We start from the raw sequence: 26,728 nt of genomic DNA, 5'->3' as shown, positions 1-26,728 counted from the left end.
CTTAAAGATATTTAATGTCCCTGTAACAGTAATTCAATAATTCTTCTATATAATGTAATTAAAGATTCTGCATGGACAGAAAGTACGAGGAGGGACAAAATGAAAAAAAGTATTTATACAGCTGGTTTTATTATTTTTCTGTTTATTATGTTCAGCAGCAGCGTTGAAGCACAGGCAAGAAAAGAATATGGAGCCCCTCTTGGTACATATGAAGGAGACCAAGGTGTTAAAATCGTTAGTTTTTCAAAAAACTGGACCTCTCAGGAAAAGTTAAAAAGCATTTATGATGAGCTTTTAAAAAATTTCCACGGAGAAGAGTTGAATTTTCTATCTACTATATATATATATCCTGATTCTCCGGATGGTGTTGCAGGAAATTATTTTGAAGATTATGATATTAACAGCGAAGGCAAATATGTATACAAGAAAGGCCGTTACATAGAAATATTTAATGGGGACCAATATAAAGATGTATCCCAATTGGCGTGGGTATTATCCCATGAATACGGACATCACTTCACACTGTATTATCTGCTGACCAAAGAAAATAAACATTTTAATCAATGGGAGCAAACAAAGTATGCTAAAATCAGAGGCCTGACCAATTACAAAGAGGTGGAATATTATTCGGTGAATGATACAGGATATATTCACAAATGGGATGTAGCAGAAATTGCAGCAGAAGACTACGTCCAGCTTTTTGGTTCTCCAACGGCTAAAAAGTCCGTAGATTATAAAGATGTTAAGGAAAGAGTTGAGCAGAATATAAAAGATTATTATTATTCCACTGACAGTTTTAATCTTCTGCCACAAGAGAATTTATCCATACCTCTGGCGGCAGATGTACCTGGTCTTTACTTATACTGGCTGAGGATGGCTGGTTATACCACTGTAGAGCCAACCCTCCCCACAAAGCCTACATTAACGATTAAAAAAGTGGGAGAAATTATGCCGGGATATCCACAATATGAAATATCCTGGGAGCCTATATCTGATGGAAAAAATTACGAATATACATTGATTTCTTATCCTGTAGATGACAATCATTTTCCAAGGCCTGTTAAAACTGTTGTGACAGGAGAACCGATGAGAGCTTATATTGGCAGCGCCGTAAGCCGTAATAAAGATACGAACAATTTAATCCTGGATGATCAATATAAGGGAGAATATTATTTCAGGCTCTTCATAAAAGATCCAAAAGGATTTATGTTTTCTACGGAACCGATAAAATTCAAATTCGAAGAAATCTCGAAAAAACCTTTGTATCTGATGACCGATGTTCCGGATCATCATTGGGCAAAAGAAGCAATTACAACAGTAGTGGATCATGATATTGCCAAAGGATATGAAGATGGATCTTTTAAACCGGAGAATAAGGTTACAAAGGCGGAATTCATGACTATGCTGATCAGGAGTACAGACCATAAGCTCACGAAGAAAAATAATGAAGACCATTGGTTTGTAAAACAGGGCTATTTTGACGCAGCGAAAAAAATGAAATTAGTTTCCGAAGCAGATTATGGCACGAATTTTTCAAAATTGAAATATGATGATACCCTCACAAGGGATGAAATGGCTGCTATGGTAGGCAATTTCCTTAAATATTTGGGATATACCAATTCTGTTGGTCAGAATTTCAACTTTTCGGATGCAAAAAACATCCAGCATAAAAAAGAATTAGGTATTGCTTTTTATTATTCCATACTAAGTGGTTATCCGGACCGTACCTTTAGACCTTCCGGGAAGGTTACCAGGGCGGAGGCAGCAGCAATAATTACTAAATTATTGAAATTAACAGGCGGATAAGTCAAATAGCTTATGTTTATAAAAACTCCGATTTATATCGGGGTTTTTATTTTAATTATTTTAGTTCAGTGATACAATAAAATAAAATGAAATGACTAGAAATAGAGGCTTGATATGATTAACATAAGAAAAGCGCATAAAAAGGACATAGAGATCTTAAGTATTTCATGGAATGAATTGATATTGTTTCATAAGAGCAAAAATATTATTTTCCCAATAACTCAAGACTGGAAGAAACTCAAAGAAGAAGAATTGGAATGGATTATTGAAAGCAGGCAAGTCTTGATCTACGTAGCAGAAGCAGATGCAAAAGTGATAGGCTACATCAGAGGAAGTATACGGAAAATCCCTCCATTATACGATATAAAAAATGAGGGAAGTATTGAGGAAATATATATTATGCCAGAATATAGAAGAAGAGGATTGGCAACTCAGCTCGTCCGTTGTATTATGGAAGATTTTAAGGAGAAGGAAGTGGATTATATCGATATACATGTTGATCAAGATAATGATATTGGGCAGAAATTTTGGGACGGTTTAGGCTTTAGCACAGTTTCAACTCATAAAAGATATCAAATGGGGAGGGAGAAGGAGAATGAATTTTCCGTGGAACAAGAATAAAAAGAAGGCTGATCTGGATATGGAAATGCTTCGGCATAGTCGGGTTCCGATTTTAATTTTAGACAAAGTGTGGCATAATATTTTTCCTCCCGAAAAGAAAACAAAAACCATCCGTGACTTGGAAGAAAGACTTGGTAATTTGCTTAAGCAGCAAGGGCAGCTGAATAATGACCTGAAAGATTATTTAAAGTTAAAGAAAAAATTAATGGATGGAATACTTGAGCTTACTACAGAAGCTTTTAACAATGAAAATGAAGCGGCTAAAAAAGAGATGGAAAAGAATCAAAAGTATATTTTAGAGATTAATGAAAAAATAGAAGAAATACAGAACCGGCTGGCTACGATTCCGGAAGAAATCCAGGAAGTCAACGGAAAGTTGCTCGAAGAAAGTGTTAAAATTTGTTACGGAGAAATGAAAGAACATCAAAAAGCTTTAGAGGAATTAAATGAGTGGATTGAAAAAACCAGAGAACTTTTAAAAGCAAAATTGGAAGAAAAGACGATTCATGAAGAAAAAGCATCTCAAATTTATTCTTATTTACATGATTTGGTAGGTGCAGATTTTATCGATTATTTGGATAAGAATTATTGGCGGTGAGAAAGTGATTCTGGGGATCGGAACAGATATCATTGAAATTAGAAGAATTGAGGAAGCCGTTAGAAGAAATGAGCGATTTCTAAAAAAGTGTTTTACCGAGCAGGAGCAAAAGCTCTTCCAAGAAAGAAAAAATAGTTTTAACACTATAGCTGCCACTTTTGCGGCTAAAGAAGCTGTTGCCAAGGCATTCGGTACGGGATTTAGAAACTTTGGACTGCGTGATATAGAAGTACTTAGGGATGATATGGGCAAGCCTTATGTACTTACATACGGAAATGCGAAAAAACTGGCAGAAGAACTTAAAGTTTCGAAAATTTTTATTACTCTATCCCATTGCAGGGAATATGCTGTAGCATATGCCATTGTACAAAAGGAGGAGAATTGATGAAGGTATGTAGTGGAAAAGAAATGAAGCAAATTGATGAAACTGCTATTCATAAAATAGGCATCCCGGGAATTGTGCTGATGGAAAATGCAGTATTGGCTGTCGTTAATGAAATCAAAAAGGATTTGCAAAATATCCCCAAAGCCAATGTTGTAATCTTTTGTGGCCAGGGCAACAACGGCGGAGATGGGTTAGGCGTAGCAAGACATCTTCATAATTGCGGCATGGATGTAACTATAATCTTCATAGGGGACCCTCTTTTGTTAAAAGATGATGCAAGAACCAATTATAATATTGCAGAGAAATTGCAGATTCCGAAAATCATTTTAAATAAGGATGCTTTGATTGATGACCAGATCGCTACGCTTATTGAAAAAAGCGATTTGATTGTGGATGCAATTTTTGGAACGGGGCTATCGAAGCCTGTCAGCGGTATTTTCAATGATCTAATTGATTTAATCAATTTTTATGGGAAATATATCCTTGCTATTGATATTCCTTCCGGTATTGACTCAGAAACAGGGGCCATTATGGGGAATGCAGTTAAGGCTCATAAAACCGTTACTTTAGCCTTGCCTAAGATTGGACTTTATGTCTATCCTGGGACAGAATATGTGGGAGAACTGGTCATTGCGGACATAGGTATTCCCAAAGAAGTGATTGACCATGCTCAATTGAAAATGAATGTTTTAAGGGAAGAAGAAGTAAATAGTTTTATCCCCCCCAGATTTCCAAGAAGCAATAAAGGGACTTATGGCAGAGTTCAGGTGATGGCCGGTTCTAAAGGGATGACAGGAGCAGCGGCTTTGACCTGTCAGGGGGCATTCAGATCAGGAGCAGGATTGGTAAGTTTAGGTGTTCCTGAAAGTATTACAGATATTCTGCAAGAAAAATTAACGGAGGTGATCACGGTCGCTGTTCATGACGAAGATGGGAAATTCTGCAGAGAAAGCTTTGATGATATTAAGCCGTATCTGAAGAAAGCGACAGTGATTGCAGCAGGTCCAGGTATTGGTCAAGGACCTCAAGTTACAGAATTTATGAGACGGCTGATTAAACATGCGAGAATTCCTTTAGTAATCGATGCAGATGGCATTAATGCCATTGCCAAGAATATCGATATGTTAAGAAACTTAAAAGTACCTGTGGTATTGACCCCTCATCCAGGAGAAATGGGAAGATTGATTAACAAGAGTACAGAAGAAGTTTTAGCCAATCCAATTGATACTGTAAGGGAATTCTGCCATAAATGGCACGTTATACTGGTATTAAAGGATGCAAAGACCATCATAGGCGATCCGGACGGGCAAATCTACATCAATCTTACCGGAAATCCCGGTATGTCCACAGCGGGGGCAGGAGATGTATTAACAGGGATTATAGCAGGACTTATTGGGCAAGGGTTAAATCCTTATAAAGCAGCGGTACTCGGCACATTCATCCATGGAAAAGCAGGGGATTTGGCAGCTGCTGATCTGGGACAGCATGGAATGCTGGCCGGAGATATCTGCAATTATGTACCGAAAGCAATGAAACTTTATTACCCATCCAGTTAAAGATGAGAAGCTTTTTTCTGGCAGTCATATATCGAAATTTTAGGGAGTATAATATTCCTAGAAGGTGTAAAACGTTACAATGAGGGACTAAAAAGGTACAGGGCATAATATGCAAAGATCGCCTTGCAGTCCATCAAGGGGGGATTGAGTGAAGAAATCGGGGATTTTATTTATTATACCCATCCTTACTATGATTTGCACCGTTTTGGCTGCTTGTTCTACTGGAGGAACCCCAAAATCACCTATGGAAAAAATTCAGGAAAAACTAACGACAATGGAAAGTTATGCATGTATTGCGGATGTAACGTATATTTCAAATAAAGGCAAAAATACATACAAGACAAAGCAATATTATAAAATGAGTGGAGAATACAGAATAGAAATCACTGATCCAGAACAGGTGAAAGGGCTGGTCACAGTATTCGATGGAAAAAAAGTCATGCAGTATAACCCCCGAATTCTTGGAGAAGCAGTGAATGAAATACCCCAATCAAAGAATACCTATGAAATATTTCTGGGAACATTTGTGAAAAATTATCTTCAATCAGAAGAAGTTACTTTAGAAGTTTTCAATAACAATAATGATGAATATACTGTTTTAGAAGCAATGATCCCTGAAGGTGGCAAATATCTTGCTACAGAGAAACTATGGATATCCAACAAGACTTTGAACCCGGCACAGTTGGTAATATATGACACCGAAGGAAAAGAAAGAATTATTGTTAAATATGGAGAATTTAAGTATAATGTTGATTTAGATGCTAGTATGTTTCAATTGAAGCCATCAGCAGAGAAAGACTGAAGAGCATTTAGGGAGGCACACAAATGACGCAAGAATTCTACCGTGTGATTGCAGAGATTAATTTGGATGCAATCGCACATAATATACATCAGATTAAAAATCAAGTTTCAGAAGATACAGAAATCATGGCCATTGTAAAAGCAGATGCTTATGGCCACGGAGCAGTTGAAGTAAGCAGAGTACTTATAGAGAATGGCGTACACAGACTGGCGGTTGCCATTTTGGATGAGGGCGAACAATTAAGAAAAAATAATATTAGCGTGCCGATACTTATTTTGGGCTATACTGCACTAGAGCAGGCAGAAGAAATCGTCTACTATGATTTTATTCAGACCGTATTTTCCTATGATATGGCAAAAGCTATTTCTGATGCGGCCGTAAGACAAAGTAAAACCGCTGCGATTCATATAAAAATTGATACTGGAATGGGCAGAATCGGATTACAGCCTAATCAGGATTCAGTGAATTTAATTAAAGAAATAAGCAAATTGCCTAATCTTCAGATTGAGGGCATTTTTACCCATTTTTCTTCTGCAGATGAAAAAGATCCTTCCTTTACAGAATTACAGTTTAGCCGTTTTACTTCTTTTATTAGTCAGTTGGAAAAAGAAGGTGTTTACATTCCAATTAAACATTGTTCCAACAGCGCTGGTTTTATTGGCTATAAAAATATGCATATGAATTTAATTCGTCCGGGAATTATTTTATATGGATTGTATCCTTCAGATGAAGTAAAGAAAGACACCATCCATTTAAAGCCTGCGATGACTTTAAAGTCTCAGGTAGTTTTTATAAAAGAAGTAGATGAAGATGTCCCCATAAGTTATAGCCGAAAATTTGTCACCAGGAGAAAAACTAAGGTTGCTACCATTCCAGTCGGATATGCAGATGGATATTCAAGGCGATTGTCAAATAAAGGAAGAGTGCTAATCAAAGGAAAATATGCACCCATAATAGGGAATATTTGCATGGATCAGTTTATGGTAGATGTATCGGATATCCCTGATGTAGGGGTAGGGGATGAAGTGGTTCTGATGGGTACGCAGGGCGAAATGACGATAGGGGCAGAGGAAATTGCAAATCATATAGATACAATCAATTATGAAGTCATTTGTATGGTAGGGAAAAGAATCCCAAGAGTTTATAAACAGCATGAAGCCATCATCAAAAAGATCAATTATGTGAATGAGTTGGATGAAACTCTAAATACACAAAATGTCTTTGGTAAAGATGAAAAATTTGCATAAAAACTATTTCATTGGCAAAAATATGAGAAGGATATAGACAATAGTGTATTGTCTTCATATGCAAATAAATACCTTCCGATTTGAGTGAAAATAGAAACTCTGGATTAGGGAGTGATTTGCAATGGCTAGGAAACATAAAGTTTTAAACATCAAAAATGCCTCTAATATGGATGAATGGATGGAAAAAACATCTCGCAACCCTAAGAAGCAGATTCGTGACAATATGATCAGAGGATATCAGGAAATGGCCGAGATTAATTTGAAGTTGTCGGAATTTTGCTTTGAAGCTGAAAGAGAGGTTGAGCAGTTTTTTGAAAAAATAGCGGAGTGTGAGTAATGTGGTTGTGAAACGAGGAGATGTATTTTATGCTGACTTAAGCCCTGTTATCGGATCTGAACAAGGAGGTGTACGCCCGGTACTCATTGTGCAAAACGATATAGGCAATAAATATAGCCCTACTGTTATATGTGCTGCCATTACATCACAAATCAATAAGGCTAAATTACCAACTCATATTGAGGTGGATGCAGCCTCTTATGAGTTGGTAAAAGATTCGGTTGTTTTGTTAGAGCAAATACGAACGATTGATAAAAAAAGACTGAAAGAAAAAATATGTCACCTGGATAAAGAACTTATGAAAAAAGTGGATAAAGGTTTAGCCATAAGTTTTGGATTGTAATACATAGAACAATCAAAAGCCCTCCCTTGCGGAGGGTTTTTGATTAAGAAAAAGTAAAATCGTTGTATCTGTATTGCTTGACTTAAAAGCATTGAATGTCATAGTATTAGTAATATATAGATAAGAACATACACTTATAAATTTAAGTTGGCGGGGAGATATAACATATGATTATCGATGTACATACCCATTGTTTTGATAATGTCATTGCTAAGAAAGCAATTAGTGTTTTGTCGAAAAAGTCGGGGATTCCAGCCCATACGGATGGGACAGTTTCTGATTTGATAAGGTCCATGGATGAAAGTCATATAGACATCAGTGTCATTCAGCCTATTGCCACCAAGCCGAAACAGACCGAAGTGATTAACCGCTGGGGCACTTCTATTAATAACGAAAGGATTATATCCTTTGGAACAATTCATCCGGAATATCCCAACTGGAAAAGTGAAATACGGTATCTGGCTTCCTGCAAAGTTAAGGGGATAAAATTTCACCCGGATTATCAGGAATTTTTCGTGGATGATCCCAAACTTTTTCCAATATATGAGGAAGTCTTTAGCCATAATATGATTGCTTTGTTTCATGCAGGAATAGATATTGGACTTCCCGAACCCTGTCATTGCACTCCTAAGGGGTTAAGAAATATAGTCAGAACTTTTAAGGGAGCCAGGATTATTGCCGCCCATATGGGGGGATGCGGTTTATGGAATGAAGTAGAGAAGTATCTTGTAGGAGAAGATATTTATTTTGATACATCCTATACTTCCCATGCTTTAGATTTAGATTTTATGACAAGAATCATTAAAAACCATGGAGTAGATCAGATCCTTTTTGGGACGGATTCTCCCTGGGGAAATCAGGACAGTGAGGTGGAGTTTATCAGATCTCTTCATCTAAATGATGAAGATAAAGATAAAATCTTAGGGAAAAATGCAATAAAAGTTTTAGGATTGCAGTTATAAGGCCTTTTGAAAAGGAGTTGATCTGTATGCTTTCTGGCGTATGGAACAACTCTTTTTTTTGCTTTCCAAAATTTGTCACTTTTCATCGTTTCTTTTAATATATTAATTATTGAAACGGCATAAAACAAGGAGGTTGACCGGATGTCACCAATTGTTGAACTTAAATCAGTTGTCAAAAACTATCATACACCTTCGGGCGAAACCAAAGCATTGGATCAATTGAATCTTTCTATTGGCGAAGGGGAATTTATAAGTATTATAGGGCCCAGTGGATGCGGCAAATCCACTATTCTTTCTCTTATCGCAGGTTTGATTGAACCTTCTTCAGGAGAAGTGCTGGTTTTTGGGAAAAAAGTAAAAGGGACTACTTCAAAAGTTGGATATATGCTTCAAAAGGATCATCTTTTTGAATGGCGCACCATTCTCAGGAATGTATATTTAGGACTTGAAATTCAAAATAAGCTAACGGACGAAAATATAGCTTATGCCAATCATCTCCTGGATATTTACGACTTAGCAGAATTCAAAAATCATTTTCCTTCAGAATTATCCGGCGGAATGAGGCAGAGGGCAGCTTTAATCAGAACCCTGGCAGTAAAACCCGATATTCTTCTTCTGGATGAGCCTTTTTCAGCTTTGGATTATCAAACCAGATTGTCTGTAGCAGATGAAATAGGAAGCATTATAAAGAAAGAGAATAAAACGGCAATACTTGTCACTCATGATATTGCGGAAGCTATTAGCATGGCCGATAAGGTAGTCGTGTTAACCCAAAGGCCAGCTAAGATTAAAGCAATCCATGAAATTCATTTATCTGTTGAGGACAGAACACCTCTTAAATCCAGGGAAGCTCCTGAATTTAGAGAATATTTTAACCTCTTGTGGAAGGAGTTGAAGTCCGATGAAGAGTAATAATCAATATGTTTCTGAAGAGCATAAAAAATATCTCTGTAAATTGAAAAAAACAGAGATTTTTGTTAAAGTTACACAAATTATTGTTTTGCTTAGTCTTATTTTCTTTTGGGAAATAGCGGCAAGGCTTAAATGGATTGATCCGTTTATTTTTAGTCAGCCAACCAGAATCCTTGCCGCTGCATGGGAAATGATATTGGATGGCAGTTTGTTTATTCATACGGGAATCAGTTTATTTGAGACGGCGCTGGGATTTCTTTTAAGTACCATGCTTGGTACTGCTATTGCGATTTTACTATGGTGGAACAATTTTATATTAAAAGTGGCCGATCCTTATCTTGTTGTTATTAACAGCCTTCCCAAAACCGCTTTGGCGCCTATTCTTATTGTATGGATAGGAAACAATATGAAATCTATCCTGTTCACAGCTATATTAATGTCTATTGTAGTAACCACATTGACGGTTTTAAATGGTTTTCTGGAAGTGGATCAGGATAAAATAAAATTGATAGAAACCTTTGGAGGAAGCAAAAAAGACATATTAAAAAAGGTAATGCTTCCTGCCAATGTTCCTACGATGATTAACGCATTAAAGGTGAATGTCGGGTTATCCCTTGTTGGTGTTATGGTAGGTGAATTTTTAGTAGCCAAAGCAGGCTTAGGATATCTGATCATTTATGGAAGCCAAATTTTTAAACTGGACTGGGTAATGCTTAGCATTGTGATCCTGGGAGTGCTTGCAGCCTTATTGTATAAATGCGTTATGATTCTGGAAAAACGCTTCTTAAAATGGAGAGAATAAAGTTTATTCCATCTGATTCACTAAATTGTGAATCCATTTTTTTGAGAACAATCTATACAGACCAAAGATGACTTTGAAGATTTCTTCAGAGCATACCAGAGCAAATACCCAGTAAATTGGCAGTTTCCATATCAAACCTGCAATAAAGGCAAAGGGAACTCCTATAAACCATACCCCTCCTGCATCGATCAGGAATCCAAAGGTTGTATCTCCGCCGCTGCGAAGGATCCCAACCACCATAAACAGATTAAAAATCTTAAAAGGAAGATAACAGGCAAATATGGTTATGATTCTGGTAGAAGCCAAATACACTTCTTGCGACACATTAAATATGGATAAAATAAGTGGCGCCCCAAGGATTACAAGAATTCCCATGAAAATCCCTAAGACAGGCCCTATTACAGCAAATTTTTTTGCATACTTAAAGGCTCTTTCGTCATTTTCAGAACCTATTTCGTTTCCAATCATTACGGCACAGGCGCTGCTTAATCCATAGAAAATAACCATAGCTATTTGCTCTACATTACTGGAGATGCTGATGGATACGACGGCTTCTTTACCCATCCTGCCATAAGCTACGGAATACATGGTTGTACCCAGTGCCCAGATAAATTCATTCAAAATAACAAAGATAGTTGTTTTATAAAATCTTTGAATAAACTGCAAAGAAACGTCGAGCATTTCTTTAATCGTTGCAGCAAGAGGAGACTGCTTTTTATAGATTAGCCATATAAATAAACTTAATTCCAGTAATCTGGCGATAACCGTAGCAATCGCTGCCCCTTGTACACCCATGGAAGGTATACCAAGATGGCCAAAAATTAAGATCCAGTTTAAAACAGTATTGGTCCCAAGGGAGATAATACTAATGATCATAGGGATAAATGCTTCCCCTGTACTTCTAAGCAAAATAGAATAGGAATAGGTTACGGCTGTTGCGAGATAACTGATGGCAACAATTCGCAGATACTGGCTTCCCAAGGTAATGACTTCAGGATCTTTTGCAAAAATATACATCAATTGCTTTGGAAATAATATGGCGCCTATAGAAAACACTATGGCAGCGATTCCACCGGATAGAAGACATATACCTAAAACTTTCCTGATGCCCTTAACATCCTTTTTGCTCCAAAATTGTGCTGTAAAGCTGGAACCTCCGCTATTGATTCCAAACAGTATCAAGGTATACAAGAAAAAGATTTTGTTGGCCTGAGCAACTGCTGCAATAGGAGCCTCTCCCAATTTTCCAATCATCAGGGTATCAACCATATTTAATGATGATGATATGAAGTTTTGTAATGCGATAGGCAAGGCCAATGAAAATAAAGTTTTATAGAACTTTTTGTCAATTGTCATCTGCATCATATCCATTTCTCTTTCTTAATAGTAGTATTTAGAAATATATTATATCAAAAAAATATAAATAATAAAAAGTAAAGACATAAAAATATCTTGCAGAAGTAAACTTATTTTTGTCTTTAACGTATATTTAGATAAAATGAATCAGTTCAATATCAAAAAATATCAAATGGGAGTGTTTAATATGCAAAAGAAACTTTATAAATCAAGAAAAGATAGAAAACTTAGCGGAGTATGCGGAGGTCTGGGTCAATACTTTAACGTGGATTCAACACTCATACGTCTTATATGGATTTTATTTGTTTTTTTTGGTGGAACGGGAATTTTAGCATATCTTGTTTGTGCTTTGATTATACCCGATGAACCATATGACGATTATTATTATAATGGAAATCAAAATTAATTTCTAAAATAATTAATTCAGTATAAAAAGACTAATGAAAAAGAGGATCATATGTGAGCATATATCCTCTTTTTTTATGCCTATTAGTTTATTAACAAAATATTAAAAAGCCAGTATAATATGTATAAAATAAAAGGAAATATATATTTTAATGAGGGATAGATTTGATTTAATAAACACATTAGTCTGTATGATCCTTATTTTTATTATAAATATATAATACCATACAGGTGAATAACCAGGCAAACCAAACTTAGAAAGGACAGCCACCGCATGAAAATTATTAGATTAGAAGATCATAACAATTTAATATTCGAAAAAATATGTGAATGGAATTATAATTGGTGGGGAATTAGGGATGGAAAAAGTTATGAAGAAGTGAGATGTAATTTAGAACATTCATTAAATAAAGACCGATTACCACAAACGTATGTTGCTTTAATAGATGAAGAACCTGCAGGAATGTATCAATTCGCCATGTTTGATGACTTAGATACCAGACCTGATATTTATCCTTGGCTTATTAATGTGTATGTAGATGAAAAATATCGAGGTAAAAATGTTTGCCGAAAACTAATGAATACAGTTAATGAAAATGCTAAAAAAGCAAATTTACAAGAACTATATTTGTATACAAAGCATGTAGGGCTATATGAAAAATTTGGATGGAAGTTTGTAGAGGAAGTAAAGACATTTAAAAAAGATTCTCCAATAGAAAGATTGTATAGATTAGAAATAAAGTAATTAGCGACAGGTCCAATGGACAGGTGACATTGATTTTAAAATGTGTAAAATACATGGGTTCTACCTATTAGATGTAATTCAACTAATAAGTAGAACCCTTTAATTTATTATTTTTTTAAAATTAAGCCTTACGAGGATCTTTCTCCTATGATTTATATATTTTCTGCAATATAGTAAATCAGCTGTTCTGAATCTTCCCATCCAAGACAGGGGTCTGTTATAGATTTGCCGTAAACCTTTTCGTCCGGTCTTTGATTTCCCTCGACGATATAGCTTTCGATCATCAGGCCCCGAACCATATCTTTTAAAGTTGAAGAATGCTTTCGGCTGTATAAGATTTCTTTTACAATACGGGGCTGTTCCTTATACTTTTTCATAGAATTGGCATGGTTGGTATCTACTATAATAGTCGGATTAAGCAGACCACGTTCTTCATATTCCCTTGCTAAGTTCATCATATCTTCATAGTGATAGTTAGGAATATTCGTACCGTAATGATTGACAGCACCTCTTAAAATAGCATGGGCCAGAGGATTCCCGCTGGTTTTTACTTCCCATCCCTGATAGAGAAATGTATGGCCATGCTGAGCAGCCTGAATTGAATTAAGCATTACAGAAATATCTCCACTGGTTGGATTTTTCATTCCTACAGGAACATCCATGCCGCTGACGGTCAAACGATGCTGCTGATCTTCTACGGAACGTGCGCCTATGGCAACATAACTTAATACATCTTCAAGGTAAGTATAATTCTCAGGATATAGCATTTCATCTGCAGGTGTAAGATGAGATTCGCTGATGGCACGAATATGCATCTTTCTAATGGCTTTTAAACCTTCCAGAATATTTGGTTTTTCTGTGGGATCAGGCTGATGGAGCATTCCTTTATAGCCTTCTCCTGTTGTTCTGGGTTTATTGGTGTATATTCTGGGGATGATAATAATTTTCTCCTTTACCTTTTCCTGTACTTTGGCAAGTCTGTTGATATAATCGCAGACAGCTTCTTCGTCATGAGCGGAACAAGGGCCAATGATGAGTAGAAACTGGTCCGATTTTTTCTCTATTACAGCTTTGATTTGCTCATCCCTTTTTTGCTTAATCAAAGCCAATTCATTGGAGAAAGGAATTTCATTGATAATCTCTTCTGGAGAGGGAATTTTTCTAATATACTTAAAGCTCATAGGTTAAGCTCCTTTCTACAATAATAATAAAAATATCAAATTTCAAACATTGTATACTTTTTTAGCATTCATTGTCAATCAACAAAGTCAATAAACAAATCTGTATAGGAATTCAAATTTTCAGTCATAATAAAATAAAAAATTTTAAAAGGAGTGTCATAATGAAACCGGAACGTGCAGCTCAAATACTGAATTCTCAGGAACAAGTGGAAGTATTGTATCAAAATGAACCTGTATGGATTGAAGATATTAATGACAGAAATCAGACAGCAGTGGTTAGATTTATAGGTTCTCATCATTCACGAACCGTAGACTTAAACGATTTAACAGAAACAGGCAATGTAGTTCACCAGCATTAAAAGATAAGAACAGCACAATACAAAGGATAGTATGACCAATACTGTCCTTTTGTATTTTGGCACTATTATACAATGAATAAGAAAAAGAAGGACAGGAAATATTCATAATATAATGACCGATAGGAGTGATTTTATGTTTTTTAGAATTACAGACAGTGTCACATGGGTAGGAAAACGGGATTGGGAATTGCGTACTTTTCATGGCGAAGAATATTCAACCCACAGGGGCTCTACATATAACTCATATCTTGTAAGGGACGAGAAGGTGGCCCTTATTGATACGGTCTGGAGTCCGTATGATGAGGAATTTGTAGAGAATTTAAAAAAGGAAATTGATTTAAACCAAATTGATTACATTATCATTAACCATGGAGAAGTAGACCACAGTGGAGCTTTATTACAACTAATGGAGGAGATTCCTGACAAACCTATTTACTGTACCAAGGCAGCAGTAAGTTCCCTTAAAGGCCAGTACCACAAGGATTGGAATTTTAATGTTGTAAAAACTGGGGACAAGTTAAGTCTGGGCAGTAAAGAACTTATATTTATCGAAGCAAGAATGCTTCATTGGCCGGATTCCATGTTTTGCTATCTTACAGGAGATAATATTCTCTTTAGCAATGATGCTTTTGGTCAGCATTTTGCTACAGAACAGGTATACAATGACTTGGTAGACCAATGCGAGCTGTATCAGGAAGCAATCAAATATTACGCCAATATATTAACGCCCTTTAGTTCGCTTGTAAAAGATAAGATCAAAGAAGTGCTAAGTTTTAATTTGCCTCTCAATATGATTTGTACAAGTCATGGAGTTATATGGCGGGACAATCCTGCTCAAATTATTGAACAGTATTTAAAATGGGCAGAGGATTATCAGGAAAATCAGATAACCATTTTATATGATACTATGTGGAACAATACAAGAAAAATGGCAGAAGCTATAAAGGAGGGAATCCTTTCTCAGGATAAAGAAGTTGTCGTAAAGTTATTTAATGTTGCCCGTACGGATAAAAATGATGTCATCACTGAAGTATTTAAATCAAAAGGCATACTTGTGGGATCTTCCACCATCAACAATGGGATTCTATCTTCTGTTGCTGCGATATTGGAAGAAATACGAGGATTAGCTTTTAAGAACAAAAAGGCAGCAGCTTTTGGAAGTTATGGATGGGGAGGTCAGTCTGTCAAAATCATTTCAGAAGGTTTAAAAGGCGGAGGTTTTGAACTTGTTAATGATGGCCTGAAAATAATGTGGACACCGGATGAAGAAGGCCTTAAAAAATGTGAGGAATTTGGAAGGCAGTTTGCAGCAGCTTTTAGATAAAAATAGCGCTTTTAGAGGCGCTATTTATTTTTATCGAACAGAAAATCTTTAAGGATTTCCTGTTCGATAAAAAAACTTCTGTAGGATGCAAACCTGCTCGGATTGTATTTTGCAGGTTTTGCCGATCGTGCTCAGCGCGAGCAAAACTCTTTCTTGTTATGAAGGATTTATTCTTGAAAAATATTGATTAAAGAGCTATTATCAAAACTAAATAAACTAATCTGGGAGTGGTAGTATGGCACTGATTCATTGTAATTTTTTTTCAGAAGTCCTGAAGCTTTCTACATCAATGTATGTTATTCTTCCTCAGCGCACCCAAAATCAAATAGGAATGCAGGGAACTGTGAAAAAAGATAAGCATCCCACTTTATATTTACTTCATGGCTTATCTGATGATCATACCATATGGCTAAGAAGAACATCTATTGAAAGATATGTTGCCAATTTAGGCCTGGCTGTAGTGATGCCGGAAGTTCATAGAAGCTTTTATACAGATATGGTGAATGGATACAATTACTGGACATTTATCAGTGAAGAACTGCCTGAAATTGCCCGTTCATTTTTCCCTCTATCGGATAAAAGAGAAGACAATTTTGTTGCAGGCTTATCTATGGGTGGATATGGAGCCTTTAAATTAGCTTTGAGCAAACCGTATAAATTCAGTGCGGCTGCGAGTTTATCAGGGGCATTGGATATGAATGTTGAGCGCCTTTTAGATGGACCTCTTTCCCTTAGAGAATTTAATAATATTTTTGGAGGCATTGAGTCCCTCCGGGGAAGTGAAAATGACTTGTTTAAATTAGTTGAAGATGTAAGTAAACTGGATGAAAGACCTAAGTTGTACCAATGTTGCGGAACCGAAGACTTTTTATACCAGGAAAATCAGAACTTCTTAAAGAAAGCAAAAGAATATGGATTGGATATTACCTATGAAGAAGGACCGGGAGCCCATGAATGGAGCTATTGGGATCAGCAAATTCAAAGGGTACTGGAATGGTTGCCATTAGAAAAAAGCATGGAATAAATTTTCCATGCTTTTTTCATGGGTATATAGGCTAACCTTTTATTGTTTTATTGTTGTTGAACAGCTTTTTCTGCAAATTCATTATTTACAATTGCTTCAAAAGGAACTCTTTTATCCAGCTCGCCGGCACTTTCTAAAATATCTTGCAGGAGCGTGAGGGATTCTTCTTTCATCATTGGCGTTTCACACCATGTATCCTGTTCTTTATAACGTTTGATGATTTTGGTCAAAAGTTTTATATCTGTTTCTTTAAATTGAGGATGGATTGCCTCGGCAATTTCTTCAGGAGTATGTTCTTTTACCCACACCTGACCTTTATAAAATGCATTTGTAAACTTTTGAATGGTTTCTGGATTTTTTTCTATAAATTCTTTAGAAGCTATGAAAACCGTATAAGGCACCATTCCGCTGGCTGTTCCCAAAGAAGCCACCACATGGCCATTGTTTTGTTCTTCAATCGTAGAGGCGGTAGGTTCAAATTCGATTGTATAATCTCCCGTGCCGCCTACAAATGCACCTGCGGTTGCAGTGAATTGAAGATTCGTTATGATATCAACGTCTTCAAAGGGTTTTAGTCCATTTTTCTTTAAAATATACTCAAATACCATCTGAGGCATTCCTCCGGGACGGCCGCCGATGACAGTTTTGCCCTTTAAATCTGTCCATTTAAAGTCGGGTTCTTCTTTTCTGCTTATAAGGAAATTCCCGGCTCTTTGGGTTTGCTGAGCGAAAACAACCCCGTAATTTTCTTTACCCTGGTTATAAACATAAATTGCTGCTTCTGTACCCATCATTCCAATATCGGCATCTCCTGAAATCAGAGCTGCCATGGATTTGTCTGCGCCCCATCCAGAAGTCAGTTCAATTTTAAGGCCTTCTTCCTCAAAGAATCCTTTCTCGATTGCTACATATTGAGGAGCATAAAATGCGGAATGTACTACTTCATTAAGCCTTATGGTTTGTAATTTCTTTTCACTGCAACCAGAAAGGCAAGTTCCAATCAGCACCAATGCCAGTGTCAGAACAATACCTGTTCTTAATCTGCGCATACTAAGCCCTCCTTTTGACATTTATACTGTATAGTATTCAAAAGGAGCTTGTATTTGTGAATATTTGGAAAGTGTTTTTTCCTTAAGGAGATCGCTTTTTATTACATAATATTAAGTAATATGGACAAAATATATCAGGACAATCAAATAATCGGAGGTGTTAATTTGTCAGTTCAATTTGCTCAAAAAGTCCAATTAACTCAAAAAGAAAGGATGCTTCTGGAAGATCAAAAAAGCCATGAAGAAGTTTGCATAAAAGAATATCAGGACTATGCAAGTCGTGTTCATTGCACAGAATTAAAACAACTGTTTAACAACCTTGCATCCAAAGAACAGGAGCATCTTAACACGATTAATCAACTCCTAAATGGAGAAATACCCCAGATGTCCTCAAGCCAAAGCGGGCAGTCAGGTCAAAGCGGACAACAGTGGAGCCAAAGCGGACAGCAATTTAGTCAGCAAAGTACTTCTCAGTCCCAAAGTTATAATCAGGAAGACGCTACTCTTTGCACCCATATGCTTATGACTGAAAAATATGTATCTGGTGCTTATAATACAGCCATCTTTGAATTCAAAGATCCGAACATCCGTCAGATTTTAAACCATATCCAGAAAGAAGAACAAGAGCACGGTGAGCAAATTTTCAACTATATGTATCAGCACGGCATGTATAATCCTCAATAGAATCATACTTTATGTTTCAAAAACCGTATTACTGTTATAGTGGTACGGTTTTTGCATTTTTCATTATAAATAGTATAATAGAATTAAATGATTACTCTAAAAGCATTTAGCAGATTATTGCATTATTACGATATAAGGCATATAATAAATAATAATAGGTATCAACTGTGAAGCATGTAACCGCCACTTATTTACCAGTATTTTTTCAGGATGGGAAAATAAGAATAAGAGGTGAAGAGTATGCCCTTCGATGATTGGAGAAGCAAGTTAGCGAAAGCAGTACGGACTGTAAAAGACAGTACAGGAGAATTTTATACTACCGCAAAAGTCAATGTGGAGCTTGGGAAAGAACAGGATCGTTTGAAGAATCTTTATTACGAAATAGGAAAAAAAGTCCATGAAATATATCAATATGGCGGTTCTTTAGGTAAATTTTTTGATGAAAAGTATTTAGAAATTAAAGAGGTGGAAGAAAAAATAGAAGAACTCCAGAAGAAAATGGAGGAATTAAAGAAAGTAAGAATTTGTCCGGGATGCGGGAAAGAGGTAGAGAAGGGAGCGAAATTTTGCCCTAAATGCGGTACCTCTATGAGCAATGTTCCTGTTAAAGAAGAAGTAATGCAATCAAAAGATCAAACTCAGGAGAGTTCCCAAGAAGTTGAAAATAATGATATTTCCAAAGTACAAACTGAAACCAGAACAGAAGAAAAAACAGAAACCAAGATTTGCCCTACCTGCAAATCGGAAAACGGAATAGATGATAAATTCTGTTTGTCCTGTGGAAGAGCACTTTTTTAAAAAGGAGAAATTAAAATGAGCCGTTTTCAAGGAATTTTAGAAAAAGTAGAACTCACAACAGCTTTTATTGGCAAAAAGGCAAAAGATGGGCTGGATCTCTTAAAACTCAGCAGGGATTATTCCAAAGAAAAAAATAAACTCAGTTTGTTATATGAAGAACTGGGAAAGCTGGCCTATCAGATTCATAATAATGAATCAGATAATGTCAATAAAATAGAAACTTTATGCAGCCAGATAAAAGATCAGATTAAAACAGTAGCTCAACTGGAACAAGAAATAAACATTCTGAAAGATGAAACCCACACAGTTCAGGAAGATTATGAAACTGAAGAAATACATAGATCAGAGGATATTCCAAAGCCAGAGGCAGGAAATGACGGACTTTTGCTATTAAAATTTTGTCCGGAGTGCCAGATAGGAAACAACCCGGAAGCAAAGCAATGTATTTCCTGCGGTCATATATTTTAACAAAGGCCTTTATAAAAGGTCTTTGTTTTATCAATTTTTTGTATAAATGAACATCGTTTGTGGGATGTTTAAAACAAGTATTTATAAAAGGGGGATCATTATGCTGTGTGAACGTTGCGGAAATAATCCGGCATCAGTACATGTTACCCATATTAATAACGGTGAGAAAACCGAAATGTATTTATGTGAGCAATGTGCAAAAGAAACTGAATCTATACACTTTCAGACACCAATATCCTTTCAGGATTTTTTGACTGGATTACTGGATATGCCCTTTGGCAATACAGAAAAATATAAAAATTATATAGATCAAAAAGAAGTTCTTCAATGCCAGAACTGTAAAATGACCTATGATGAATTCAGAAAAACAGGACGATTTGGATGTGCAGAGTGTTATTCTGCTTTTTATAAACAATTAACCCCTATTATTAAAAAGCTTCATGGGAATAATATCCATACAGGTAAATTGCCTAACAGAGCAGCCGGAGAGTTAAAAGTTAAAAGAGAACTGGAAATGCTGCGAAAAGAACTTAAGAAAGCAATTGAAATGGAAGAGTATGAAAAAGCAGCATCCCTTCGAGACAGAATTCGTGCATTAGAGGGGGGAGAAAACAGATGAAAAAATGGTATGAAGAAAATATAGATACCGATATTATCGTTTCCAGTCGAATCAGATTGGCGAGAAATTATAAAAAATATCCATTTTCTATCCGTCTGTCTGCTTCCGCTGCTGAAAAAATGATTGAAGAAACCAAGAGGATTCTTTTAGAAGGTAATACGATTTTATCCAAAGAATTTGAATATATACCCGTGTTTGGAATAAATCCTATAGATAAAAGGGCGCTGATGGAAAGTCATGTCATTAGTCCTGAATTGGTTAAAAAAGCGGCTCCCTGTGGAGTACTCTTGAAAAACGATGAGTCAATCAGTATCATGGTCAATGAAGAAGACCATCTCAGAATTCAATCGGTTGCTTTAGGCATGAATATGGAAAAGGCATGGGATTTAGCGGATAAAATTGACAATGTACTGGAGGAGTCCATAGAATATGCTTTTAATGAAAAGCTGGGATATTTGACTTCATGCCCAACCAATGTAGGAACAGGAATGAGAGCATCCTATATGATGCATCTGCCTGCCCTTGAATGGTCAGGACAGCTTCAGAATATTTTTTACGCCATAGGAAAGCTGGGCATTACCGTAAGAGGGCTATATGGGGAAGGTACCCAGGCAGAAGGAAACCTTTATCAGATATCTAATCAAATTACATTGGGGCAATCTGAGAAAGAAATGATAGAAAATTTGAACAATATAGCCCTTCAGGTTGCCGAGCAGGAAAAACAGATGAGAGAGAAAATCTTTAAGGAAAATAGTGAAGCTCTTAAAGATAAAATTTACAGATCCTACGGTACCTTAAGGTATGCCAGAATGTTAACCACTAAAGAAACTATGACACTTTTATCAGATATGAAAATGGGATTTGATATGGGTATATTAAATGAAGCAAGACCAGTAATCAGTTTTTATGAATTGATCATGTATGTGCAGCCGGCTATTTTACAAAAAAGAGTTGGAACGGATTTAAACAGTCAGGAAAGAGACATGCAAAGAGCTGCATTTGTAAGAAGCCAATTCGAGAGATAATATAGATTATATATACGTATTGAAAAAAGGAGGAATGCTTTTATGATGGGGAAATTTACAAAACGTGCACAGGAAGCTCTTCAATCTTCTCAGCAAGCTGCAGCAGAACTAGGCCATGGATATGTAGGAACAGAGCATTTGCTTCTGGGACTTATAAGAGGTGGCGACAGCGTTGCAGCAAGAGCACTGAAAAATCAGGGAGTTACAGAAGGTGAAATCATAGATAAATTAAGAGCTATTATTGGAACCGGCGAAGCAATGATCTCAGAACCGCAGGATTTTACTCCCAGAGCCAAAAGAGTTATAGAAAACAGCCTTAGAGAAGCATTAAAAATGGGAACAGGCTACATTGGAACAGAGCACTTGCTTCTTGCACTTCTTAGAGAAACGGATTCCATTGCAGTGAAATTATTGCTCAGTATGGAGGTTAATCCTCAAAAGATATATGAAGATATTATGGCTATGTTGGGTGAAGGAGATAAAGGCCAGAATGGAATGCCTATGGGCAAGCAGAACAGAAAGCCCGGCAAAACCAACACTCCGACTCTGGATCAATTTAGCCGGGATTTAACAGTAATGGCCAGTGAGCAAAAGTTTGACCCCATTATTGGCAGAGATAAGGAAATCGAAAGAGTAATTCAGGTACTCAGCAGAAGAACCAAGAATAATCCTTGTTTGGTTGGAGAGCCTGGAGTAGGTAAAACAGCCATAGCAGAAGGGTTAGCGCAGAAAATTGTTGAAGGAAATATTCCGGAGATTTTAAAAGACAAACGTGTGGTTTCTTTGGATTTGTCTGCTATGGTGGCGGGTTCTAAATACAGGGGAGAATTTGAAGAAAGAATTAAAAAAGCATTGGATGAAATTCGTGCTGCTGGGAATGTAATATTATTTATCGATGAGCTCCATACTATAATTGGGGCAGGAGCTGCTGAAGGCGCGATAGATGCTTCCAATATTCTGAAGCCTTCTCTGGCGCGGGGTGAAATTCAGGTAATCGGTGCTACAACTTTGGATGAATATAGAAAGCATATAGAGAAAGATGCAGCCTTAGAGCGCCGTTTCCAACCGATTAAGGTTGAACAGCCGACAGAGGAAGAAGCGATTGAAATTTTAAAAGGGTTAAGGGATAAATACGAAGCGCATCATCAGGTTCATATTACAGATGAATCTATTGTTGCAGCTGTAAAATTATCCAATAGATATATTACGGACAGATTTTTGCCGGATAAAGCAATTGATTTAATCGATGAGGCGGCTTCAAGAGTGAGGCTTCGTACCTTTACAGCTCCGCCCAATGTAAAAGAATTGGAAAAGAAACTTGAAGAACTGGAAAAAGAAAAGGAATCTGCTATCAAAACTGAAGAATTTGAAAAGGCTGGAGAAATCAAGAAAAAGCAAAATGAAATCAGACAGCTGTTGGAACAAGAAAAGGATGAATGGCAAACAAGGCATACTAAATCTTCACAGGTGGTTACTGAAGAAGAAATTGCAGACATTGTATCCAGCTGGACAGGAATTCCGGTTAAAAAATTAGCAGAAGAAGAGAGCGAAAGATTGAAGAATATGGAGGAAATCCTTCATAAAAGAGTTGTTGGCCAAAAACAAGCTGTAGAAGCAGTATCAAGGGCAATCAGAAGAGGAAGAGTGGGTTTAAAAGATCCGAAACGTCCTATTGGTTCCTTCCTGTTCTTAGGACCAACCGGTGTGGGTAAAACAGAGCTTACAAAAGCTTTGGCAGAAGCACTTTTTGGAGATGAGAATGCTATGATACGCATCGATATGTCTGAATACATGGAAAAGCACAGCGTATCAAAGCTGATTGGTTCACCTCCGGGATATGTAGGATATGATGAAGGTGGACAATTAAGTGAAAAAGTAAGAAGAAAACCTTATTCTGTTATTCTTTTTGATGAAATTGAAAAAGCGCATCCAGATGTATTTAACATACTTCTGCAAGTACTGGATGACGGGCATATTACAGATTCTCAGGGAAGAAGAGTAGATTTCAAAAATACCGTTGTCATTATGACATCCAATATTGGAGCAAGAAACATTATTAATCCAAAACGACTAGGCTTTACTTCAACAGATGACCAGGCAAAAAATTATGAAGATATGAAGAAAAATGTAATGGATGAAGTGAAACGGTTGTTTAGACCTGAATTTATCAACCGAATTGATGAAATGATTGTATTCCATCCGCTTGCCGAGGAGGATATCAAAGAAATTGTATCCATTATGGTGAACCAACTGGCAAAACGCATTAAAGAAAACATGGGCATAACGATTGAAATTTCAGATGCTGCCAAAGAATATCTTGCCAAAGAAGGATTTGATCAGGCATATGGCGCAAGACCTCTTAGAAGAGCGATTCAATCCAAAATAGAAGACAGACTGGCAGAAGAGATCCTGGAAGGTAAAATCAAAGAAGGAGACCATGTCAGAATCGAATTTGAAAGTGATCATTTGACTTTTAATAAGTAGTAAGATATTTATCAAAAAATGATTTTTTTAATGGAATTCACGAGCAAAATAGAGTATAATTAGAATGATTAAAATAAGTCTAGGGGGTTAATGCTGTGGCAGCCATTGAAGAATTGATTCGCGTAGAAGAAAATGGGACAATAAGTTTTGGGAATCACTTGATGGAGACAAAAAAGAAAGTCCTTGACTTTGAAGTGGATGGTAATTTATACAAAGTTAAGACTTACAATGAAATTACTAAGTTAGAGAAAAATGGTATACTGCTTTATGAATCAGTTCCCGGAACGACTGTTCATAATTTCGATATGGATGAGAAAAATATTTCTTTTTCCGTAGAAGGAGAACACGACGCGCAAATCACTATGGAACTAGAGCCTGAAAAGGATTATAAAATATTTATCGATCATGTTCATGTTGGGAAAGTTAGATCAAGCTTGGCAGGTAAAGTAACCTTTAGCGTAGATTTCAGTAATGGAGCACAGAAAGTTAAAATTGAAAAGATAGGATAATTTTAAAGCACATCTTTTATAGATGTGCTTTACTTTAATAAAAAAGGAAGATCATATGGCAAAGGCAAAAAATATTTATGTATGTCAAGAATGTGGATACGAGTCGCCCAAATGGATGGGCAAATGTCCTGGCTGCAATGGCTGGAGCACATTTGTTGAAGAGATTGCTGTACCGAAAAGGCAAACTGCGGTTTCTGCCTCAGATAAGAAATATGCACCGCTTTCTTTAGAAAACATAGGAACGGATGAAGAAGAAAGAATCCGAACAGGATCCAATGAGTTAGACAGGGTTTTGGGTGGAGGAATCGTAAAAGGCAGTTTGGTACTGGTAGGAGGGGACCCCGGAATCGGAAAGTCTACGCTTCTTTTACAAATGTGTGAGCACATAGGCAATAATGGGGCCAAAATACTCTATGCTTCTGGAGAAGAATCCGTAAGACAGATAAAGATGAGAGCCGACAGATTAGGTGTCAAAACGAGCAATTTACTTCTGATCTCAGAAACGAATATGGATGTGATAGAAGGCGCGATCAAAAATGCTTCTCCTGACTTAGTCATTGTTGATTCTATTCAAACGGTTTTTAAAGAGGAAATTACATCTGCACCAGGCAGTGTGAGTCAAGTCCGGGAAGCAACTTCAAGTATGATGAGGATTTCCAAGGGCCAGAATATTCCTATTATAATTGTAGGGCATGTAACAAAGGAAGGCTCCCTTGCAGGACCAAGAGTTTTAGAGCATATGGTTGACACAGTTCTTTATTTTGAAGGAGAAAGACATGCAACCTATCGTGTCTTAAGAGCAGTTAAAAATCGTTTTGGTTCTACCAATGAAATAGGGGTATTTGAAATGCAGGATAAAGGGCTTATGGAAGTGCAGAATCCTTCAGAACTAATGCTGGCAGGAAGGCCCCTTAATGTTCCTGGTTCTATTGTAACTTGCTGTATGGAAGGGACAAGACCGATGTTGGTAGAAGTACAGGCGTTGGTTTGTTTCACAAACTTTGGAATGCCCAGAAGAACGGCAACGGGGATAGATTATAACAGGGTAGTGCTATTGATGGCAGTATTGGAAAAAAGAGTAGGAATGCAGCTTATAAGTTACGACAGCTATGTCAATCTGGCAGGGGGGATAAAGGTTACCGAACCTGCTCTTGATCTCGGAATTATTGCAGCGATTGCCTCCAGCTTTAAAGACCAGGTAATAGATCCTCATATGGCTGTTTTCGGAGAAGTAGGACTAACGGGAGAAGTCAGAGGAATCAGTATGGCAGAAAAAAGAATTATGGAATGTGCAAAAATGGGGTTTAAGGCCTGTGTGATTCCTAAAGCCAATTTAAAAGGTCTGAAACCTGTTGATGGCATTAAGATTTACGGAGTGGAGAATGTTAACGAAGCTTTGCAGATTATCTTAAAATAAAAAAACGGGCGAACAGTGTTCGCCCTTTAATTATGTGAAAGTAGATATAGATAGGCTTAATGGATTATCGAATTCTAAGAATCTGCTTTATCTTAAAGTAAATTTACCTAACATCTGCACACGATCCAGTTCCTTAAGAAGAATATCATATAAGTTCAAATCCAGGGTATTGCATAAAGATGCCAGATAAAAGAGGTTTCGTCCCATTTCTTTTTCTATAAAGTCACGGCAGTTGTCACATAATTTTCCTTCCAAATGATCATTCATTATAAGCTTTAAATCTTCTAAAGACATATCAGAATCATCTTCCGGATATTTTTGCTTTTGACTGTTGATCTGAATACAGCCGCAATGGGTAACAGCTTTGGCAATCGTTCGATTGACACGAGCACAGGAATCCTGGTACTTTGTGAGTTGATCCAGTATACTTTTATTCCTTACTAAAAGATTATCCACTGTATATTGGAATTCATCTGTTATAGCATTACGAAGATCAGACATATAAGCCACTCCTTTTAAACATGTTTTCACTGACTCTATTATAACATAAGTTGATTTGAATAAGAAACACAAATTGAATATAATCATTAGAAAGAATTGGATAATTCAAAATATTGTCGAAACACGTATAAAATCATCAGATAAAAAATTGTTGACATATTTAAAGATTTTATATATAATAAATTCCTGTCACCGGTTGTAGGAAAAGTAACGCACAGATGGTAAAAAAAGTAATCAATAAATCGGTTGACAAGCTTAGAGAAATATGATAAGATACATTTTGTCGTTAAAACGCAACGGTTTTGCGGCAATTATCGATCTTTGAAAACTAAACAGCACACTAAATTAAACCCAATCAATTCCATTGATTGAAGGATAGAAAAAGCTAGCAAAAACTAGCAAGGATTAT

General features: G+C 36.6%; 29 protein-coding genes. 25 read left to right on the top strand and 4 right to left on the bottom strand.

Annotated elements, in window-relative coordinates; all coding sequences use genetic code 11:
* Positions 1-99 precede the first annotated feature (99 nt).
* The 12 genes from JOD07_RS00145 (at position 100) to JOD07_RS00090 (ending at position 10,371) form a co-directional block, all read left to right on the top strand.
* The gene (locus JOD07_RS00145; protein WP_158739652.1) at positions 100-1,806 is read left to right on the top strand and encodes an S-layer homology domain-containing protein; all 1,707 of its coding nucleotides are present in this window, start codon (positions 100-102) and stop codon (positions 1,804-1,806) included.
* Between the two features lie 114 nt (positions 1,807-1,920).
* Positions 1,921-2,427, top strand: coding sequence for a GNAT family N-acetyltransferase (locus JOD07_RS00140; protein ID WP_204611545.1), 507 nt, complete (start codon positions 1,921-1,923; stop codon positions 2,425-2,427).
* Positions 2,402-3,025, top strand: a complete 624-nt coding sequence (locus JOD07_RS00135; RefSeq protein WP_158739650.1) for a coiled-coil domain-containing protein — start codon at positions 2,402-2,404, stop codon at positions 3,023-3,025. Before JOD07_RS00140 ends, JOD07_RS00135 begins: the two co-directional genes overlap by 26 nt.
* A 4-nt stretch (positions 3,026-3,029) precedes the next feature.
* Entirely contained in the window at positions 3,030-3,410 is a 381-nt protein-coding gene (gene acpS, locus JOD07_RS00130) for a holo-ACP synthase (RefSeq protein WP_158739649.1), read from the top strand.
* The gene (locus tag JOD07_RS00125; protein WP_158739648.1) at positions 3,410-4,966 is read left to right on the top strand and encodes an NAD(P)H-hydrate dehydratase; all 1,557 of its coding nucleotides are present in this window, start codon (positions 3,410-3,412) and stop codon (positions 4,964-4,966) included. Before acpS ends, JOD07_RS00125 begins: the two co-directional genes overlap by 1 nt.
* A 148-nt stretch (positions 4,967-5,114) precedes the next feature.
* A complete protein-coding gene (locus JOD07_RS00120) occupies positions 5,115-5,768 on the top strand; it encodes a germination lipoprotein GerS-related protein (protein ID WP_158739647.1) in 654 nt (217 codons plus the stop codon).
* Positions 5,769-5,791: 23 nt separating this feature from the next.
* A complete protein-coding gene (gene alr, locus JOD07_RS00115; protein ID WP_158739646.1) occupies positions 5,792-7,015 on the top strand; it encodes an alanine racemase in 1,224 nt (407 codons plus the stop codon).
* Between the two features lie 121 nt (positions 7,016-7,136).
* Positions 7,137-7,352, top strand: coding sequence for a hypothetical protein (locus tag JOD07_RS00110; RefSeq protein ID WP_158739645.1), 216 nt, complete (start codon positions 7,137-7,139; stop codon positions 7,350-7,352).
* Position 7,353: 1 nt separating this feature from the next.
* Positions 7,354-7,695 (top strand): type II toxin-antitoxin system PemK/MazF family toxin, encoded by a 342-nt coding sequence (locus tag JOD07_RS00105; protein WP_158739644.1) that lies wholly within the window; start codon positions 7,354-7,356, stop codon positions 7,693-7,695.
* A gap of 167 nt (positions 7,696-7,862) precedes the next feature.
* Positions 7,863-8,657 (top strand): amidohydrolase family protein, encoded by a 795-nt coding sequence (locus JOD07_RS00100; RefSeq protein ID WP_204611543.1) that lies wholly within the window; start codon positions 7,863-7,865, stop codon positions 8,655-8,657.
* Between the two features lie 141 nt (positions 8,658-8,798).
* Entirely contained in the window at positions 8,799-9,569 is a 771-nt protein-coding gene (locus JOD07_RS00095) for an ABC transporter ATP-binding protein (protein ID WP_158739642.1), read from the top strand.
* On the top strand, positions 9,559-10,371 hold the full coding sequence (locus JOD07_RS00090) for an ABC transporter permease (RefSeq protein WP_158739641.1): 813 nt from the start codon (positions 9,559-9,561) through the stop codon (positions 10,369-10,371). The genes JOD07_RS00095 and JOD07_RS00090 overlap by 11 nt, the downstream gene beginning before the upstream one ends.
* A 3-nt stretch (positions 10,372-10,374) precedes the next feature.
* Here the strand turns inward: JOD07_RS00090 and JOD07_RS00085 are convergent, their stop codons facing one another.
* Positions 10,375-11,736 (bottom strand): MATE family efflux transporter, encoded by a 1,362-nt coding sequence (locus tag JOD07_RS00085; protein WP_204611533.1) that lies wholly within the window; start codon positions 11,734-11,736, stop codon positions 10,375-10,377.
* 178 nt (positions 11,737-11,914) lie between these two features.
* On the opposite strand from JOD07_RS00085, the gene JOD07_RS00080 reads away from it, so the two are divergent.
* Positions 11,915-12,133: a PspC domain-containing protein gene (locus tag JOD07_RS00080; protein WP_158739639.1), complete on the top strand. Its 219-nt coding sequence runs from the start codon at positions 11,915-11,917 to the stop codon at positions 12,131-12,133.
* Between the two features lie 273 nt (positions 12,134-12,406).
* Positions 12,407-12,877 carry a GNAT family N-acetyltransferase gene (locus tag JOD07_RS00075; protein WP_158739638.1) on the top strand — a complete coding sequence of 157 codons (471 nt, stop codon included), beginning with the start codon at positions 12,407-12,409 and terminating at the stop codon, positions 12,875-12,877.
* A 152-nt stretch (positions 12,878-13,029) separates the two neighbouring features.
* On the opposite strand, the gene JOD07_RS00070 is transcribed toward JOD07_RS00075, so the two are convergent.
* The gene (locus JOD07_RS00070) at positions 13,030-14,058 is read right to left on the bottom strand and encodes a 3-deoxy-7-phosphoheptulonate synthase (protein WP_158739637.1); all 1,029 of its coding nucleotides are present in this window, start codon (positions 14,056-14,058) and stop codon (positions 13,030-13,032) included.
* Positions 14,059-14,219: 161 nt separating this feature from the next.
* Here JOD07_RS00070 and JOD07_RS00065 point away from each other — a divergent pair, with 161 nt between their 5' ends.
* The 3 genes from JOD07_RS00065 (at position 14,220) to JOD07_RS00055 (ending at position 16,765) form a co-directional block, all read left to right on the top strand.
* Positions 14,220-14,417 carry an H-type small acid-soluble spore protein gene (locus JOD07_RS00065; RefSeq protein ID WP_158739636.1) on the top strand — a complete coding sequence of 66 codons (198 nt, stop codon included), beginning with the start codon at positions 14,220-14,222 and terminating at the stop codon, positions 14,415-14,417.
* Between the two features lie 133 nt (positions 14,418-14,550).
* Entirely contained in the window at positions 14,551-15,741 is a 1,191-nt protein-coding gene (locus JOD07_RS00060; RefSeq protein ID WP_158739635.1) for an anaerobic nitric oxide reductase flavorubredoxin, read from the top strand.
* A gap of 235 nt (positions 15,742-15,976) precedes the next feature.
* Positions 15,977-16,765, top strand: a complete 789-nt coding sequence (locus JOD07_RS00055) for an alpha/beta hydrolase (RefSeq protein WP_204611531.1) — start codon at positions 15,977-15,979, stop codon at positions 16,763-16,765.
* A gap of 47 nt (positions 16,766-16,812) precedes the next feature.
* Here the strand turns inward: JOD07_RS00055 and JOD07_RS00050 are convergent, their stop codons facing one another.
* Positions 16,813-17,814 (bottom strand): ABC transporter substrate-binding protein, encoded by a 1,002-nt coding sequence (locus JOD07_RS00050; RefSeq protein ID WP_204611529.1) that lies wholly within the window; start codon positions 17,812-17,814, stop codon positions 16,813-16,815.
* A gap of 120 nt (positions 17,815-17,934) precedes the next feature.
* Between JOD07_RS00050 and JOD07_RS00045 the strand changes: the two genes are divergently transcribed.
* The 8 genes from JOD07_RS00045 to radA all read left to right on the top strand — a co-directional run bounded on the left by JOD07_RS00045 (position 17,935) and on the right by radA (position 25,818).
* Positions 17,935-18,498 (top strand): spore coat protein, encoded by a 564-nt coding sequence (locus tag JOD07_RS00045; RefSeq protein WP_158739632.1) that lies wholly within the window; start codon positions 17,935-17,937, stop codon positions 18,496-18,498.
* A gap of 240 nt (positions 18,499-18,738) precedes the next feature.
* Positions 18,739-19,296: a zinc-ribbon domain-containing protein gene (locus tag JOD07_RS00040; protein WP_158739631.1), complete on the top strand. Its 558-nt coding sequence runs from the start codon at positions 18,739-18,741 to the stop codon at positions 19,294-19,296.
* Positions 19,297-19,311: 15 nt separating this feature from the next.
* Positions 19,312-19,764 carry a hypothetical protein gene (locus tag JOD07_RS00035; RefSeq protein WP_158739630.1) on the top strand — a complete coding sequence of 151 codons (453 nt, stop codon included), beginning with the start codon at positions 19,312-19,314 and terminating at the stop codon, positions 19,762-19,764.
* 100 nt (positions 19,765-19,864) lie between these two features.
* Positions 19,865-20,383 (top strand): UvrB/UvrC motif-containing protein, encoded by a 519-nt coding sequence (locus JOD07_RS00030; RefSeq protein WP_158739629.1) that lies wholly within the window; start codon positions 19,865-19,867, stop codon positions 20,381-20,383.
* Positions 20,380-21,408 (top strand): protein arginine kinase, encoded by a 1,029-nt coding sequence (locus JOD07_RS00025; RefSeq protein WP_204611527.1) that lies wholly within the window; start codon positions 20,380-20,382, stop codon positions 21,406-21,408. The genes JOD07_RS00030 and JOD07_RS00025 overlap by 4 nt, the downstream gene beginning before the upstream one ends.
* A 42-nt stretch (positions 21,409-21,450) precedes the next feature.
* On the top strand, positions 21,451-23,892 hold the full coding sequence (locus tag JOD07_RS00020; RefSeq protein WP_204611525.1) for an ATP-dependent Clp protease ATP-binding subunit: 2,442 nt from the start codon (positions 21,451-21,453) through the stop codon (positions 23,890-23,892).
* Between the two features lie 95 nt (positions 23,893-23,987).
* Positions 23,988-24,401 (top strand): endosialidase, encoded by a 414-nt coding sequence (locus JOD07_RS00015; protein WP_158739626.1) that lies wholly within the window; start codon positions 23,988-23,990, stop codon positions 24,399-24,401.
* 55 nt (positions 24,402-24,456) lie between these two features.
* A complete protein-coding gene (radA, locus tag JOD07_RS00010) occupies positions 24,457-25,818 on the top strand; it encodes a DNA repair protein RadA (RefSeq protein ID WP_204611523.1) in 1,362 nt (453 codons plus the stop codon).
* Between the two features lie 87 nt (positions 25,819-25,905).
* Here the strand turns inward: radA and JOD07_RS00005 are convergent, their stop codons facing one another.
* Positions 25,906-26,319, bottom strand: a complete 414-nt coding sequence (locus JOD07_RS00005) for a nucleoside triphosphate pyrophosphohydrolase family protein (RefSeq protein ID WP_158739624.1) — start codon at positions 26,317-26,319, stop codon at positions 25,906-25,908.
* Positions 26,320-26,728 lie beyond the last annotated feature (409 nt).

Source organism: Defluviitalea raffinosedens (assembly GCF_016908775.1).
In the GTDB taxonomy this organism is placed as follows: Bacteria; Bacillota; Clostridia; order Lachnospirales; family Defluviitaleaceae; genus Defluviitalea; species Defluviitalea raffinosedens.
The sequence above is the reverse complement of the archived record's forward strand: the minus strand, read 5'-3'. Positions and strand labels throughout refer to the sequence as shown.

Coding starts and splice junctions, on each gene's coding strand:
- JOD07_RS00145 (WP_158739652.1), top strand. CDS start 100: ATGAAAAAAAGTATTTATACAGCTGGTTTTATTATTTTTCTGTTTATT.
- JOD07_RS00140 (WP_204611545.1), top strand. CDS start 1,921: ATGATTAACATAAGAAAAGCGCATAAAAAGGACATAGAGATCTTAAGT.
- JOD07_RS00135 (WP_158739650.1), top strand. CDS start 2,402: ATGAATTTTCCGTGGAACAAGAATAAAAAGAAGGCTGATCTGGATATG.
- JOD07_RS00125 (WP_158739648.1), top strand. CDS start 3,410: ATGAAGGTATGTAGTGGAAAAGAAATGAAGCAAATTGATGAAACTGCT.
- alr (WP_158739646.1), top strand. CDS start 5,792: ATGACGCAAGAATTCTACCGTGTGATTGCAGAGATTAATTTGGATGCA.
- JOD07_RS00110 (WP_158739645.1), top strand. CDS start 7,137: ATGGCTAGGAAACATAAAGTTTTAAACATCAAAAATGCCTCTAATATG.
- JOD07_RS00100 (WP_204611543.1), top strand. CDS start 7,863: ATGATTATCGATGTACATACCCATTGTTTTGATAATGTCATTGCTAAG.
- JOD07_RS00095 (WP_158739642.1), top strand. CDS start 8,799: ATGTCACCAATTGTTGAACTTAAATCAGTTGTCAAAAACTATCATACA.
- JOD07_RS00090 (WP_158739641.1), top strand. CDS start 9,559: ATGAAGAGTAATAATCAATATGTTTCTGAAGAGCATAAAAAATATCTC.
- JOD07_RS00085 (WP_204611533.1), bottom strand. CDS start 11,736: ATGATGCAGATGACAATTGACAAAAAGTTCTATAAAACTTTATTTTCA.
- JOD07_RS00080 (WP_158739639.1), top strand. CDS start 11,915: ATGCAAAAGAAACTTTATAAATCAAGAAAAGATAGAAAACTTAGCGGA.
- JOD07_RS00075 (WP_158739638.1), top strand. CDS start 12,407: ATGAAAATTATTAGATTAGAAGATCATAACAATTTAATATTCGAAAAA.
- JOD07_RS00070 (WP_158739637.1), bottom strand. CDS start 14,058: ATGAGCTTTAAGTATATTAGAAAAATTCCCTCTCCAGAAGAGATTATC.
- JOD07_RS00065 (WP_158739636.1), top strand. CDS start 14,220: ATGAAACCGGAACGTGCAGCTCAAATACTGAATTCTCAGGAACAAGTG.
- JOD07_RS00060 (WP_158739635.1), top strand. CDS start 14,551: ATGTTTTTTAGAATTACAGACAGTGTCACATGGGTAGGAAAACGGGAT.
- JOD07_RS00055 (WP_204611531.1), top strand. CDS start 15,977: ATGGCACTGATTCATTGTAATTTTTTTTCAGAAGTCCTGAAGCTTTCT.
- JOD07_RS00050 (WP_204611529.1), bottom strand. CDS start 17,814: ATGCGCAGATTAAGAACAGGTATTGTTCTGACACTGGCATTGGTGCTG.
- JOD07_RS00045 (WP_158739632.1), top strand. CDS start 17,935: ATGGACAAAATATATCAGGACAATCAAATAATCGGAGGTGTTAATTTG.
- JOD07_RS00040 (WP_158739631.1), top strand. CDS start 18,739: ATGCCCTTCGATGATTGGAGAAGCAAGTTAGCGAAAGCAGTACGGACT.
- JOD07_RS00035 (WP_158739630.1), top strand. CDS start 19,312: ATGAGCCGTTTTCAAGGAATTTTAGAAAAAGTAGAACTCACAACAGCT.
- JOD07_RS00030 (WP_158739629.1), top strand. CDS start 19,865: ATGCTGTGTGAACGTTGCGGAAATAATCCGGCATCAGTACATGTTACC.
- JOD07_RS00025 (WP_204611527.1), top strand. CDS start 20,380: ATGAAAAAATGGTATGAAGAAAATATAGATACCGATATTATCGTTTCC.
- JOD07_RS00020 (WP_204611525.1), top strand. CDS start 21,451: ATGATGGGGAAATTTACAAAACGTGCACAGGAAGCTCTTCAATCTTCT.
- radA (WP_204611523.1), top strand. CDS start 24,457: ATGGCAAAGGCAAAAAATATTTATGTATGTCAAGAATGTGGATACGAG.
- JOD07_RS00005 (WP_158739624.1), bottom strand. CDS start 26,319: ATGTCTGATCTTCGTAATGCTATAACAGATGAATTCCAATATACAGTG.